The 13,322-nt window shown below is 66.5% G+C and carries 14 protein-coding genes; 3 read left to right on the top strand and 11 right to left on the bottom strand.

Annotated features, from left to right (window positions below):
• The first annotated feature begins 175 nt into the window (after positions 1–175).
• Positions 176–919, top strand: a complete 744-nt coding sequence (locus tag HMH01_RS16905) for a response regulator transcription factor (protein ID WP_171326981.1) — start codon at positions 176–178, stop codon at positions 917–919.
• A 143-nt stretch (positions 920–1,062) separates the two neighbouring features.
• Here HMH01_RS16905 and HMH01_RS16910 read toward each other — a convergent pair whose 3' ends face one another.
• Positions 1,063–1,563 (bottom strand): DUF6647 family protein, encoded by a 501-nt coding sequence (locus tag HMH01_RS16910; RefSeq protein ID WP_246237463.1) that lies wholly within the window; start codon positions 1,561–1,563, stop codon positions 1,063–1,065.
• Positions 1,564–1,687: 124 nt separating this feature from the next.
• On the opposite strand from HMH01_RS16910, the gene HMH01_RS16915 reads away from it, so the two are divergent.
• Positions 1,688–2,917 (top strand): winged helix-turn-helix domain-containing protein, encoded by a 1,230-nt coding sequence (locus HMH01_RS16915; protein ID WP_171326982.1) that lies wholly within the window; start codon positions 1,688–1,690, stop codon positions 2,915–2,917.
• On the opposite strand, the gene HMH01_RS16920 is transcribed toward HMH01_RS16915, so the two are convergent.
• The 10 genes from HMH01_RS16920 to HMH01_RS16965 all read right to left on the bottom strand — a co-directional run bounded on the left by HMH01_RS16920 (position 2,914) and on the right by HMH01_RS16965 (position 11,913).
• Positions 2,914–3,852 carry an ABC transporter substrate-binding protein gene (locus tag HMH01_RS16920; RefSeq protein WP_343035388.1) on the bottom strand — a complete coding sequence of 313 codons (939 nt, stop codon included), beginning with the start codon at positions 3,850–3,852 and terminating at the stop codon, positions 2,914–2,916. The two genes, HMH01_RS16915 and HMH01_RS16920, sit on opposite strands and share 4 nt — an antisense overlap.
• Before the next feature lie 484 nt (positions 3,853–4,336).
• The gene (locus HMH01_RS16925) at positions 4,337–4,498 is read right to left on the bottom strand and encodes a hypothetical protein (protein ID WP_216366913.1); all 162 of its coding nucleotides are present in this window, start codon (positions 4,496–4,498) and stop codon (positions 4,337–4,339) included.
• A gap of 51 nt (positions 4,499–4,549) precedes the next feature.
• Positions 4,550–5,212 carry a DUF4386 domain-containing protein gene (locus tag HMH01_RS16930; RefSeq protein WP_246237464.1) on the bottom strand — a complete coding sequence of 221 codons (663 nt, stop codon included), beginning with the start codon at positions 5,210–5,212 and terminating at the stop codon, positions 4,550–4,552.
• A 41-nt stretch (positions 5,213–5,253) separates the two neighbouring features.
• Entirely contained in the window at positions 5,254–6,153 is a 900-nt protein-coding gene (locus HMH01_RS16935) for an EamA family transporter (protein ID WP_171326985.1), read from the bottom strand.
• Between the two features lie 75 nt (positions 6,154–6,228).
• Entirely contained in the window at positions 6,229–6,642 is a 414-nt protein-coding gene (locus tag HMH01_RS16940; RefSeq protein ID WP_171327011.1) for a P-loop nucleotide/nucleoside kinase family protein, read from the bottom strand.
• 36 nt (positions 6,643–6,678) lie between these two features.
• Positions 6,679–7,317, bottom strand: coding sequence for a DsbA family oxidoreductase (locus HMH01_RS16945; RefSeq protein WP_171326986.1), 639 nt, complete (start codon positions 7,315–7,317; stop codon positions 6,679–6,681).
• The gene (gene wrbA, locus HMH01_RS16950; RefSeq protein ID WP_171326987.1) at positions 7,317–7,940 is read right to left on the bottom strand and encodes an NAD(P)H:quinone oxidoreductase; all 624 of its coding nucleotides are present in this window, start codon (positions 7,938–7,940) and stop codon (positions 7,317–7,319) included. The genes HMH01_RS16945 and wrbA overlap by 1 nt, the downstream gene beginning before the upstream one ends.
• 105 nt (positions 7,941–8,045) lie before the next feature.
• Entirely contained in the window at positions 8,046–8,933 is an 888-nt protein-coding gene (locus tag HMH01_RS16955; RefSeq protein WP_171326988.1) for a LysR family transcriptional regulator, read from the bottom strand.
• A 392-nt stretch (positions 8,934–9,325) separates the two neighbouring features.
• Entirely contained in the window at positions 9,326–10,324 is a 999-nt protein-coding gene (gene iolG, locus HMH01_RS16960) for an inositol 2-dehydrogenase (protein ID WP_171326989.1), read from the bottom strand.
• On the bottom strand, positions 10,321–11,913 hold the full coding sequence (locus tag HMH01_RS16965) for a GMC family oxidoreductase (protein ID WP_171326990.1): 1,593 nt from the start codon (positions 11,911–11,913) through the stop codon (positions 10,321–10,323). Before HMH01_RS16965 ends, iolG begins: the two co-directional genes overlap by 4 nt.
• A 261-nt stretch (positions 11,914–12,174) precedes the next feature.
• On the opposite strand from HMH01_RS16965, the gene HMH01_RS16970 reads away from it, so the two are divergent.
• Positions 12,175–13,296, top strand: a complete 1,122-nt coding sequence (locus tag HMH01_RS16970; protein ID WP_171326991.1) for a Gfo/Idh/MocA family protein — start codon at positions 12,175–12,177, stop codon at positions 13,294–13,296.
• Positions 13,297–13,322 lie beyond the last annotated feature (26 nt).

A 13,322-nucleotide genomic window follows, 5' to 3' on the forward strand; every position in this document is an offset into this window, starting at 1 on the left:
CCTGCTGATTACCGTGGAAATGTACCATCAGAAACATTTCGCGTGCGAAACATGCGCAGATATGATCGCCAGAGGGTAAAGATACACGCTGTGTATTGAATAAATGCAGCTCGGGGTAGTGTGATCTGCGTGTTTGCGGGCGTGGAACAAGAACGACGCAAAGGGATGAGGCGTGATGAGTAGCTGCAATATTTTGGTTCTTGATGACACCATTGGCGTGACTGAACTGGTGAGTCAAGTATTGCGAATTGATGGTCATAAAGTCTATGTAGCAAACGACGTTCGTGAATTTAAAGACATTGAATCTGTGTGCTCAATCGATGTCTACTTGATCGACCTGGTTCTTCCTGGCGCGAACGGGCTTGAGATCGCGCAGGAAATCAGGCGGCGATCGGACGCAGGAATTGTTCTCATCAGCGGAAAGGCAACTGAAGTTGATGTAGTCCTGGGGTTTGAAAGCGGTGCTGACGACTATGTGGCAAAGCCATTCGGCACGCGCGAACTTCGTGCGAGAGTATCCAGCGTTATCCGGCGTCTGAACACACGGCGTCATGTGGCAAATTCGGATTTGCCCGCCACCGTCTCTCCTTCACCGATTGAAGGGCCGACCCTGCATCTTGAGAACTGGACGATCGATCTTAACGAGAGAGTTGTATTTGACACCGGCAAGAACGTCGTTCACCTGACGCCATCAGAATTCGATCTGTTGACATACTTCCTGCGCAACGCTGGTCGCATCGTCAGCCGCGCCGAGATCGTGGCTGCCATCCGGGATGGCAGGAGCGTTGCGGATCTCAGGCTCGTGGACGGGTTGGTCGTACGTCTGAGGCGGAAGCTTGTACGTCCCGACGGGACCCCGATCCCCATCAGAAGTGTCCGGGGATCAGGGTACGTCCTCACCATGAAAGGCATTCGATAGGCAAAGTTCTCGATGGCTTTGTCGGCGACGTCCTCCGGAACTGAACGCCCCGGGGCCGCGCTTGCCGACCTGCGTCCGAGTGCAGGGAGCTTCCGGGCGACCAGGTGGTGCCGCGATGCGCGCGCTGTCGCGGTCCCGTCATGTCAATGGGTGCAGACGGTCGCCACGAGGATCAGCGCCGGGTCGATCCCGAACGCGCCGTGAAGATCCTGGCCGAAGAGCTTCAGCCAATCGTCCTGCGCGCGGTAGGCAAGCCGCTCGCGTTCCGCGGGGCAGGCGAACACCGTTCCCGCCTCCCGCTGCAAATGGTGGACCATCTCGTGCACGATGATCGAGATTTCGGCGACGGTGCCGCCCGTCCAGCCCTCGGACACGAGGATTGCCCCTGCCTCCGCGTCGTAAAGCGCCATGATCCCGGTCGGACCGGCGTCGGCACCGTCGCCATAGCGGCGTGCGATCAGATCGGCCGATGACATGGCCACGATGTCCGGTGGCGCCGACGGCCTGCCCAACTGGTACTCGGATTGCAGCCAGAGGCTGATGAAGTCCAGGATCGACGGCGCGGTTCGCTGTTCCGCCGCGGCGGGCATGGACATTGCCGCGACAAGTACAGCGGCGGCGGCGGAGGTCTGGAAAACGGTCATGGGCTGCGCTCCGGCTGCGGTGATCCGATGACGGTCGGCCACGGCCCGGGCCAAGTCCTGAGAGACAGGTGAAAGAATCCGGAAATTCTGCTAATATTGCCCTTCACATCTCTGGATCGGGGCCATGAACGCATCGGATGCCAGAATAGGGCACTTCGTCCTGAACCGACGGCTGGGCAGGCTCGAGGATGGATCGCCCGAACCGCCCCACCTGCGCCCGAAGTCCTACCGTGTGCTTGAGGTGCTGTTGGATCGCCGGGGCCGGCTGGTGTCCCGGGACGACCTGATCTCGGCGGTCTGGACGGATGTCACCGTGACGGAAGAGTCGCTGTCGCAATGTATCAGCGACATCCGAAGGGCGCTCGGCAAGGATGCCGCGCATCTGCTGCGCACTGTGCCGCGGCGCGGCTACGTCCTGGAAACGGAGCCGTCTCGGGTCGCGAGAGCCTACCGCCGGAAGCCTGTCGTCCGCGCCGGTGCGATCCTGGTCACGGCGGGTCTTGCTGGCATCGGCATCGCGGCCCTGAGCAGCGCGATCGCGGTTCCCGACCGGGCCGCCCGGTTGCAGGCGCGGCCCGACGCACAAGACATGCTGGCCGTGGCGCCCCATGACCCGGACTGGCGCGACCGGGCGGCCAATGACGCCCGGCAGGGTCGTCTGGAAGCCGCGCTCGCGCAGGACCCGGACAACGCGGCGGCGTGGGCCGCGCTGGCAGAGACATATTGGCTGGAGGTCAAGCATGCGGCCTGGGGCGGCGGCAGGCGCGAACTCGACAAGGCGCTCGCCGCGCTGGAGCGCGCGATGGCGCTGGACGGCGGCGCGAGAGCCTATCGCATCCTTTCGGAAGTTCGCCTCGATGCACCGTTTCGGGATACACGGTCGCGCGTGGACGCGCTGGCCATCGCGAAGGCTGCGGTGACGCTCGCGCCGAACGATCCGGATGCGCTGGTCGCTCTGGCGGCTGCGCTGACGGCCAACGATCGGGCCGGTGAGGCGTTGCCGGTCCTCGAACGCGCACGCACCGGGATGCCCGTTCCGTCCGACCGGTACCGCGAGATTGCCGGAATGGCGTATCTGCTGGCCGGCGCCCCCGCGCGGGCGGCTGAGGAATTCGGGCGCCTGCAAGGGGCCGGCACCTTCGGCGGACCCCGCCACGACATGGGGTGGTTCCTGGCGGCGAGCCTTGCACATGCCGGACAGATCGATCGCGCGCGGATCGTGGTGGAGGCGACGCTGCAAAGGCGCCCCGAACGCACACGCGAAACCGTTGCCCTGTCGCTCGATCGCATGACCGGGCAGCGCGGGCTGGACGTGGTGCTTGACGGGCTGCGTTTGGCGGGGTTGCCGGGCTAGTTCCCCTCGGCGCGGGGGCCGGCAGGCGCGCCGGTTTCGAGGAACCGTCGGTAGCTCTGCCAGCCGAGGCTGACTTGCGGATCGGCTGCCATCTCTGCCGCGACGACCCCGGCCCAGGCCTGCTCCAGCGCCGCGAGGACGTCGTCGGGCCATTGGCGGATTTCCACCCCATTCGACCGAAAACCGGCGATCGCCGTCTCCTGTCGCGGTTGGGCGACCTCCAGGGTCCAGCGGGAAACCGCGTCGCATGCCCGGCTGACCGCATCGCGAAACCCGTCCGGCAGTTCCAGCCACGTCGTCTCGAGCATCAAGAGTTCCAGTGACGTGGCCGGTTGCTGCCAGCCCGGCAGAAGCAGGTAGGGCGCCATCTCGTCCAGGCCCAGTTCGTCGTCAATGGACGGCATCGCGAATTCGGCGGCGTCGATGATCCCGATCTCGTAGGCGGGTCGAATGTCGGCGGCGGGCAGTTCGTAGGTCGTGACACCCAGGGCCTGCAACGTGCTGGCCCCGTATCCGAAGGCCCGCATCGACAGCCCGTCGAGATCCTGCACGCGCGCGACCGGAAACCTGAACCAGCCGCCACCTTCGGCGGGTAGTGCGCCGCAATAGATGCTGCGCAGTCCGTGTCGCCGATACTGCGCGTTGAGCGCCGCCGCGCCGCCGCCGTCTTGCATCCACGCGGTGAATGCGGCCGGATCGGGCCCGAACGGAAATCCGCCGAACAGGGTCAGGGCGGGGTCTTCGCGGTGGTGGTGACCGGGAGACCCCCACACGGCATCGACAAGGCCGGATCGCAGTGCCTCGAACGCGTTCACGTCCAGAACGAGCTGGTTGTGGACGGCCATGGTAAAGGCCCCGTCCGTCGCCTGCGCGACCTCTGCCGCAAGCAGGCGCCCGGATTCCCCGAAAAGCTGCGGCGCAAGCAGGCTGTTCACCCGCCAGTGCAGCGTCTCGGCCCTTGCGGGGACTGCAAGCTGGGCCGTGGCGGCGACTGCAACAAGGCAAAGCGCGGTCCTGAGCATTTCCCGACAGTGCCTCGTCACCCCGCCGATGTCATGAAGAATCCCCGAAAGACCCGTGAAGACAGGGTGTCGATCCTCATGCCCGTTGCCGAGGAGCAGGCTGGCCGGCCCAGGCCTCCGTGCCCGGTTCGGGGTGGCTAGACCGGCTCGTTGTGGTCGTGCTGACCGTCGGCCAAGGGCCGAATTCGGCCTCGCGCCCCCATCACACCATTTCCCCACCTTCCCGCTTGAAGCCCCCCCCAAATGCCCAACCATCGCTTCGGCGGAGTGGCTCAGTCGGTCAGGGCAGCGGAATCACAATCCACCAAGGCCGGACAAAAATCCCTGAATGCGCCTGCCTGGTGCAAGTGAAGGGCCCCGAGGGAGCCCTGGGCCAGCTGGCGTTCCGGCAAGCTTCCTACGCGGCCATCAGGTCGCGCTCCGTCTTCTCGACCAGCGCCACGTCTTCCTCCGGGCTTTCGAACAGGTGGCCGTAGGCATCCATAGCCCTGATGATCGAGGCGTGGCCGAGGATGGCGATTTCGCCAAGTGCGCGGACGGTCAACCCTCTTGCAGACATCGATGTACGCCTCGTGGCCGGTGCCTGTACAAGATCGCCATGCGGGCATCCTCACCCCGGGCTTCGCTGCACAAGTAGACGCAGGCAGAACGCCGTCTCGGCAAGGATGGTCAGCCCGTAGGCCGGTGTGAACGACGACGACAGGTCAGGCGCAAGGAACCGCAGGCCGCTGCCGATGAGATAGACCAGCCCGGCAACCGCGATCCCGGCACCGAACACCCTCGCGAAAACGCCCGAGTTCCAGACCAGCAGGCCCATTATCAGGCTGTTCACGCCGAAGAAGACCAGCCCGAGGTCGTAGCCGTGCGCGTGCAGATCCAGAAACACCAGCGCCAGCGCCGCGGCGTCGGCAATGCTGCCGGCGCGGGTCAGCACCAGCCAGGCGGTCAGCAAGGCCATGAGGCTTGCCGCGATCAGCACGGTCTGGATCAGGCGGAACACCATCGCCGACAGCGCAAGTCCCGGCGCCATGGCCCGGAAGATCAGGTAGAGCAGGATCGCAAGGCCCGCATCGCAAAGCGCCATCACGAGATCGGCGGCGATGGCCAGGCGGAACTGGCCCGGTGCCGCGAGGATCGCGGCGGCGGTGGCGTCGGCATCACCGAGATCGATCAGCGGCCCGCGGAGGCCGAGCTCGGCGCCGAGACCCGTGACGATGATGACGAGGTAGAGCAACCCGGCAAGGCGCGCCTTGCGCGCAAGTTTTTGGGTCAATGTCAGCGGAGCCATTCGGAAATTCCTTTCTGGAAGGGCGGTCAGGCGGAACTTGCCGGCCTCGGGACCGAGCGTGCGGTGGTGACTACCGCATCTTGGCGGCTTGCCCGCTGTCCTGCCCAGACCGAGCCGAGGACGATCAGCGCGCCGAGCCCCTGCAATGGGGACAGCGACTGACCCAGAACCACCCAGCCCAGCAGCACGGCCGTCACCGGGCTCATCATACCCAGCATCGCGACCGCGCCGGGCTCTATCCGGGCGACGCCGCGGAACCAGATGACATAGCTGGCCGCGGCGCCGACGAGGCCGAGCCAGGTGAGCCCGACAAGGTTCGTGGCCGTCAGGGGGGGCAGAGCGGGTTCCATGATCAGCGCGAGCGGCAGCAGGATCAGCCCGCCGGCCGTCAGCTGCCACGCGGTGAAGCTGAGGGCCGAGACGGGCGGCTGCCATTTCCGGCTGAGGACCGTTCCCGCCGCCATGGACGCCGCGCCACCAAGCCCCGCGGCGATGCCGATGGGATCGAGGGCGGCGTCGGGCGAGATCAACAGCAGCGCCACGCCCAGAACGCCGGTGCCTGCCGCGGCGACCGCGCCCGCCCGGATCGGCGTGCCGAGCCAGCCGTGCGCCATGAGGATGACCATCATCGCCTGCAGCGATCCCAGCGTGGCCGCCACCCCGCCGGGAAGCCTGTAGGCGGCCACGAACAGGAGCGTCCAGAACAGCGCGAAGTTGAGACTGCCGAGCAGCAAGGTGCGCCCGAGCCAGACACGCGGCGGCAGGCACCGCGTCAGCGCGAGCAGGAGCAGCCCGGCCGGCAAGGCGCGCAACGCCGCCATCGTGATGGGGTAGCCTGCGGGCAGCGCCTCGGTCGTGACCAGATATGTGCTGCCCCAGACCGCCGGGGCGAGCGCCGTGAGAAGGATGTCGGTGGTGCGTGACATGGCGTGTCTCTTCCTGGAAGACCGAAGAAAGGAGGGGGCGCATCGCGGGCCCGGCGTCGGCTTGGTCCGGCGGCGTCAACCGCCCTCGTCATGCCTTGCGACGTTGAAGCCCCCGTCGGGCGTTGGCGGGGCGTAGTGATTGGCAAACTGGCGAAACCGGGCCTCGGTCACCGCGAACGGGTGGTCGCCCTGGCTGTTGCGCATGCGCAGCCGTGTCAGGCAAACCTTGTCCGGCACGTCCAGCAGGTGAAGCTGGTGCGCGGCGGTCGTCTTCTCGAGGATGCCACGCATCCAACCACGCTGATCGACGGTGTTCGCCGGAAAATCGAGGACAACCGACGCTCCCGCGTTCAACACGGCGGCGACATGGGCCGCCATGATCCGCCGCAGTTTGGAGGAACACCGGACATAGTCGGGCAAGGATACCAGCTCGTCGGCGAAGAGCGCGTTCAACCAGTCGTCCTCGGCGATCAGGACGGTGCCGGGCAGCTGTGCGCAGGAACGGGAGCGTCATGGAGTTTCCTTTCAGGCGACGAGGCGGAGGCTGGCGCGCAGCTGCGCGGCCAGATCCTCGCGCGGTCCGTTGACGAGGCGGGCGCCGGTCTCGCGGACGATGAGGGTCGGGATGGACCGGACCCGGATCGCGCGGGCGTGGTGTCGGTCGGTCTCGACGGCACGCAGGGTGGCGGGGTCGTCGAAGGCCTCCGCGAAGGCCGCCGCCTCGAAGCCCAGGTCCCGCGCGGCGTGCAGCACGACCTCGGGATCCGCGATGTTCCGCGCCTCGGTCAGATGCGCGCGCTGCAGGCGATCGAACATGGCCCAGTGGGCGGCGTGTCCGCCAAGCCGTTCCGCAGCCTTGCATCCCAGCGCGGCGGTCAGCCCGTGGGGATAGTCGAACGCGGCGGCCCGCATGGCGTCGATATCAACGAGTTCCGGCCGGTCGCTGGCATCGCGGCAGACCGCCCAGTGCCCGAGGATGGTCGCGCGGGCGTCCCCGGGCGTGCCCCAGCGCGCGGCCATCTCGGCGCGGCTGGCCTGCAGGACGAAGGTGCGGTGCCGGATGTCGAGATCGAATTCGGCGGCAAGCGCCCGCATCCGCGACGAGATGTTGAAACACCAGCAACAGACCACGTCGTGGAAGAAGTCGACGGTGAGGGACGCCATCACGCGGCCTCCTCGGTCAGCGCGGCCCCAGCCAGCCGCGCGGCGATCCGCGCCACATGCGCCCCCTGGAAACGCGCGCCGGCAAGGTCCGTCGCGGTGGGCGCGCGTGAGCCATCGGCCCCGGCGATGGTGCCCGCGCCATAGGGCGCACCGCCGACGATGCCCTCGGCCGTTGTCTGGCCCGCGAAGGTATAGGGCATGCCCGCGATCAGCATTCCGAAATGCTGGAGCGGGATCTGGGTCGACAACAGCGTCGCCTCGTGCCCGCCATGCTGCGAGCCGGTCGAGGCGAAGACGGCTGCGACCTTGCCGACAAGTGCATTCCGGGCCCAGAGGCCGCCCGCCTGGTCGAGGAAGGATTTCATCTGCCCGGCCATCATGCCGAAGAGTGTCGGCGTGCCGAAGATGATGGCGTCGTAGGTCTCCAGATCGGCCGGCGCGGCCACGGGCGTGTCGTCTGCGGCGAAGCCGGCCTTCTGCCGGATCGCTTCGGGGACGGTCTCGGGCACGCGGCGCAGGTCGACATGGGTGCCGGGGACGCTGCGGGCGCCTTCGGCCTCGGCCTGCGCAAGCGCGCGAACGTGGCCGTAGCTGGAATAGTAGAGAACGAGAACGCGGGTCATGGGATCCTCTCGGGGCTGGGTTTCCTTGCCTGAGAAGATCGGGGATCGGACGGGCTGGAATAACCGGCCCGCTGTCACTTCATTCTTTACGCCGGCTGAAGAATGTCAGGGCTGCAGCGCGGCACGCAGGTGGTCGAGAAACGCCGTGACCTTTGCGTCCATGCCCAGCCGCGAGCCCGTCACGGCAAAGATCTCGGGCGAGGGAAGTTCCCAGTCGGGCAGAACCCGGACAAGCGCGCCCCGCGCCTCTGCCTCGTTCGAGACGAAGTCCGGCAAGGTGCCGATGCCCTGGCCCGCGATCAGGAGATCGCGCAGGACGAGGCTGTTGCCAACGCGGATGGGTGGGTCGAGGTCGACGACAGTGGAACCGGAAGGACCATTCAGGGTCCACGAAGCGAGATGGTCCGCGAGCAGGAAGCCGATGACCCGATGCCGGGCGATATCCCGCGGCGCCTGCGGAATACCGGCCTTCTCCAGATAGGCGGGTGCCGCGAAGATCCGTTGCCGCATCGTCCCGATCCTGCGCGCCACCAGCGCCGAGTCCGGCATGGCCGGCCGGATGCGGATCGACACGTCGAACCCGCCTTCGACCATGTCCACGACGCGATCGTCCATGGACAGTGTCAGACGCAGATCGGGATAGGCATCGAGAAACCCGGGCAGGATCGGCGCGATGACCGTCTGCCCGAAGGAACTGGAGGCGTTGACCTTCAGGTGCCCCCGCACGGCCCCGGCGCCGTCGCGGATCCGCGTCTCGACCTGCGCCACCGCGTCGAGGATGCCGGAAGCCTCGTCGTAGTAGAGCCGCCCGGCATCGGTCAGCGACATGGAGCGCGTCGTGCGGCTCAGCAGCGTGGTGCCGAGGCTCTCCTCCAGAAGCTTGACCTCTCGGCTCAGAAGCGCAGGCGATACGCCCAGATCCTCCGCCGCGCGCGCGAAGCTGCCGCGGTCGACGATGCGGCGGAAGGCGTGCATGACGGAAAGCTTGTCCATTCTTCTCGGTGGTTCCTGGCGTGAGCGCCCCTTGCGGGTCGCATGCACCTCGACCCTATCACGGGCACGGCAACGCGCGAACGGATTGCATCAGCGCCGCCGAAGGACCCCGCTTGCCGCTCAGGCTGCCTGCTGCCGTTCGCCATGTCTGGCCTGCCCATCTCCGCATGGGAGCGCAGCTTTCCGCTTGGCTACCCTGCCGGCAGCATGCCGTCGCCGCCAGTCACCGCCCCAATGCTTCACCGGCCTGAATTTCTTTGGCGATTGCAGGTGGTCATAGATCCATTCCATCGCCGCCAGCAGTACGCCCAAGACGTTGAGGGGGAAAGCTCCGGCGCGAGCATCTTGACCGGCACCGACGTGCCGGCCACGAGCCCAATGAGCTACCGTTGTCAGTAATGGGGTTTGATGGCCCGACCCTGTCTGCGCGACTCCTCGCAGGCCAGCGCGATGGCGAGCGCGGTTCGGCCGTGCTCTGCGGTCGCGGAAGGTGGCCGACCCTCAGTCAGCGCATCGAGGAATTCCTGCAATTCCTGCCGGAAAGACGCCTCGTAGCGTTCGAGAAAGAAGTGCTTTAGCGGGGCTTTCGCGTCGGTCTGCTGGCTGGTCCAGCGGATCAGGTCGTCGTCACGCTGGTTCGCCGTCTGGATCATCCCCTCGGAGCCAAAGGCTTCCAGCCGCTGATCGAAGCCATACACGTTGCGGCGGCAGTTGTTGACATGCGCGAGCGCGCCGCTGGGCATCTTCATCACCGTCATCGCGGTGTCGATGTCCCCCAGCGCGCCGATCTCGGGATCCACCATGCAGCTTCCGGTGGCGAATACCTCGACCGGGCGCTCTCCGGCGATCCAGCAGATCAGGTCGATGTCATGGATCGTGGCGTCGGCGAAGTAGCCGCCCGAAGTCCTGACATAGGATATTGGGGGCGGCGCCGGCTCGCGACTGGTCGACATCAGGAAGGTAAGTGTCCCGATCTCGCCCGAACGCACGGCACGCTGGAGCGCGCTGATCTGCGGATCGAAGCGGCGGTTGAAGCCCAGCATGAAAGGTACCGGGTGCTTTTCCAGTACCTCAAGGCATCGGTCGGTCCGCTCAAGGTTCAGGTCGAGCGGCTTCTCGCACAGGATCGGCTTGCCCGCTGCCGCCGCCGCCTCGATGTATTCGAGATGCGTGGTGGTGGGGGTGCTGATGATGACCGCCTCCACCTCGGGGTCGGCGAGAGCCTCTTCCGGGGTGCCGACGGGCCTGCCGCCGAAGCGATCCGTCAGCTTTCGCGCCGAGGCGATGTTCGGGTTCATCACGCTCACGAGTCGTGCCCCGGGATGTGCGGCCACGTTGCCTGCAAAGATCTCGCCCATGCGGCCTGAGCCGAATACGGATATGCCTTTCATGTCCTTGCGTCCTCCAGGATCATCGCCGCCCCCTTTTCGCCGATCATGATCGATGCGGCATTGGTATTTCCCGAGACGATGCGCGGCATGATGGAAGCATCGACGACCCGAAGGCCGTCAATCCCCCGCACGCGCAGGCGCGGGTCGACGACCGCGTCATGGCCCGTGCCCATCCGGCAGGTGCCCACCGCGTGCAGCAGCGACAGGCCATTGGCCCGGCAATAGGCACGAAGATCCTCGTCATCCTCCACCTCCGGCCCGGGCGTGATCTCCCGCTCGACGCAGGACGCCATGGGCTCTGTCCGGGCTATCCGCCGGCCGTATTTCAGCCCGGCGAGTGCCGCCTGCATGTCGGCCTCGCTTTCGAGAAAGTTGAACCGGATCGCGGGCTGATCCGTGGGTCGGGGCCCGGTGATGCGGACATGGCCCCGCGCGTCGGGGCGGATGTGTTCGGCAAGGATGGTGAAGCCGGAAAAGGGACGCGGCTTCAAGTCCTCGCCGGTGCACCAGGCCATGAAGGTGACCATCATGTCGGGTGTCGGGATCTCGGGCGAGGTGTGGATGAAGGTGTTCGAGTAGTTGCCGTTGTCGGCGAAGGGACCGGTGCGGAAAAGCAGGTAGCGCAGCAGTTCCCGGCCGCCCTTGAGCGGGTTGTTGTAGATGTCGTTGACCGTCGATTTCACCCGGCTTCGATATTCCGTGCCGATGCCGAAATGGTCCTGCAGGTTTTCTCCAACGCCCGACAGTTCGTGTACCACCTCGATCCCGTGCTCCCGCAGCAAGCTGCCTGGCCCAATGCCGGACAGCTGAAGAAGCTGGGGTGAATTGAACGCACCGCCGCACAGGATCACTTCTGCCCGGGCTGTCGCCTCGTGCCGGCCCGCGCGGTCGGTCCAGGCAACGCCTGTGGCCCGGCCCTCGCTCACGAGGATGCGCTCGACCATCGCGTGCAGGGTGAGATCGATGTTCCGCATCGCCGGCCCGCGGAGATAGCCGCGCGCGGTGCTCCATCGGCGGGCCTTTCGCGTGGTCGTCTGGACATAGCCCGTCCCGAGTTGTGCCGGGCCGTTGAAGTCGGCGTTGCGGGGGGCGCCAAGCCGCTCTGACGCGGCGTGAAACGCCTCGCCCAGGTCATGCTTCGAGGGCAGGTCCGAGACGGAGACCGGGCCGCCGGTGCCGTGGAACGCGTCGGCGCCGCGCTCCTGATCCTCGCATTTCCGGAAGAAGGGCAGCACCTCGTCCCAGGACCAGCCCGTGCAGCCGCCCGCTGCCCAGCCGTCGAAATCCTCGGGCTGGCCGCGCATGTAGATCATGCCGTTGATGGACCCGGTTCCCCCCAGCACCTTGCCGCGCGGCTGGAACAGGCGACGACCGTTCATGAAGGGTTCGGGCTCGGAGGTGTAGCACCAGTTGACCGAGGGGTTCGCGTAGAGTTTCGCGTAGCCGAGCGGGATGTGAATCCAGGGGTTGCTGTCGCGGCCGCCCGCCTCGAGCAGCAGCACCGAATGTCCGGCCTCACCCAGCCTGCCTGCAACGGCGCATCCCGCGGATCCCGCGCCGATCACGATGTAGTCGTACGTCCTGTTCATCCATTCCCCCGGCAGCCGCGACACTTCCCGGTGCGTTGATGCGTGTGTCGGTCCTTCGGCGGACGATGTCAGAGCGGCGTGCGCGGCTGAACGCCGTAAATGTCAGGTTTGGACAAAACATCCCTGAGGCGGCGCGCCCGGTTGCGCTAGCGTTCCGGATCATCGATCGGCCGTGCCGGTGCGGATAGTCGGCGGGCGGAAGAACGACGGAACGGCAAGACTGGCCATTCGGGTCCAGCGACAGGAACAGGATCGCGAGCAATGTCGGGGAAAAAGACTGTTGGTATCGGACTGGTCGGCGCCGGGTTCATGGGCCGCTGTCACGCGAACGCGTTCCGTTCGGTGGGTGGGCTGTTCGACCTGCCGGTGGCGCCCGCGCTGGAGATCCTGGCCGACGCGACCGAACAGTCCGCGCGGCGCGCGGCCGCGGAATTGGGATTCAACCGTGGCACCGGGGACTGGCGATTGCTGGTCGCCGATCCGGCCGTGGACATCGTCGCGGTTACGGCCCCCAACGCGCTGCACGAACCGATCGTGTTGGAGGCGCTCGCTCACGGCAAGGCGGTCTATTGCGAGAAGCCGCTCTCGACGACGGCGGCCTCAGCGCTGCGGATGACCGAGGCGGCGGAGGCCGCAGGCGCCCTGACCGTTGTCGGCTTCAACTTTCTGCGCAACCCGATGATCCGGTTGGCGCGCGAGATCATCGACGCAGGCGAGATCGGCGAAGTAGCAAGCTTCCGTGGACGCCATGCCGAGAACTACATGGCGGACCCCAACGTGCCCCACTCGTTCCGGACCGATCCGGCGGGGGGCGGCGCGCTTGCCGATATTGGCAGTCATGTCATCTCGATGGCGCGTCATCTGCTGGGGCCGATCGATGGTGTCAGCGCGGAGTCGCGAACGATCCATTCGTCGCGTCCGGTCAGCCCCGGTTCGGACAAGCGCGCCCCGGTCGAGGTGGACGACGTGACCCATGCGCTTGTGCGGTTCGGGAACGGCGCGACAGGCACGCTCGAGGCGAACTGGGCCGCGACCGGGCGGACCATGGATCTGTCCTTCGAGATCGCCGGCACGCGAGGTGCGATCGCGTTCAGCCAGGAGCGGATGAACGAGTTGCTGGTCTGGACGCCGGGGCGCGACGGCCGCACCGGATTTACCCGGATCGAGTCCGGCCCCGCGCATCCGCCCTACGGCCGGTTCTGTCCCGCGCCGGGGCACCATCTGGGCTTCAACGACCTGAAGGTGATCGAAGTGGCGGAATTGCTTGCCGCCTTTGCCCAAGGGAGCAAGGGCTATCCCGATTTCCGCGAGGCTTACGAAGTGCAGCGCATAGTCGATGCGATGCAGCGGTCTGCGAAAAATGGTCTCTGGACGGGGCTTTAGGGTACTCCGAAAAGGCCCGGGGCACT

This window comes from Halovulum dunhuangense, assembly GCF_013093415.1.
Lineage (GTDB): Bacteria > Pseudomonadota > Alphaproteobacteria > Rhodobacterales > Rhodobacteraceae > Halovulum > Halovulum dunhuangense.

Bases quoted from the DNA above. Each gene is read 5' to 3' on its own strand.
- HMH01_RS16910 (WP_246237463.1), bottom strand. From the start codon at position 1,563: ATGACCGTTTTCCAGACCTCCGCCGCCGCCGCTGTACTTGTCGCGGCA.
- HMH01_RS16965 (WP_171326990.1), bottom strand. From the start codon at position 11,913: ATGAACAGGACGTACGACTACATCGTGATCGGCGCGGGATCCGCGGGA.
- HMH01_RS16970 (WP_171326991.1), top strand. From the start codon at position 12,175: ATGTCGGGGAAAAAGACTGTTGGTATCGGACTGGTCGGCGCCGGGTTC.
- HMH01_RS16905 (WP_171326981.1), top strand. From the start codon at position 176: ATGAGTAGCTGCAATATTTTGGTTCTTGATGACACCATTGGCGTGACT.
- iolG (WP_171326989.1), bottom strand. From the start codon at position 10,324: ATGAAAGGCATATCCGTATTCGGCTCAGGCCGCATGGGCGAGATCTTT.
- wrbA (WP_171326987.1), bottom strand. From the start codon at position 7,940: ATGACCCGCGTTCTCGTTCTCTACTATTCCAGCTACGGCCACGTTCGC.
- HMH01_RS16925 (WP_216366913.1), bottom strand. From the start codon at position 4,498: ATGTCTGCAAGAGGGTTGACCGTCCGCGCACTTGGCGAAATCGCCATC.
- HMH01_RS16945 (WP_171326986.1), bottom strand. From the start codon at position 7,317: ATGGCGTCCCTCACCGTCGACTTCTTCCACGACGTGGTCTGTTGCTGG.
- HMH01_RS16935 (WP_171326985.1), bottom strand. From the start codon at position 6,153: ATGTCACGCACCACCGACATCCTTCTCACGGCGCTCGCCCCGGCGGTC.
- HMH01_RS16915 (WP_171326982.1), top strand. From the start codon at position 1,688: ATGAACGCATCGGATGCCAGAATAGGGCACTTCGTCCTGAACCGACGG.
- HMH01_RS16955 (WP_171326988.1), bottom strand. From the start codon at position 8,933: ATGGACAAGCTTTCCGTCATGCACGCCTTCCGCCGCATCGTCGACCGC.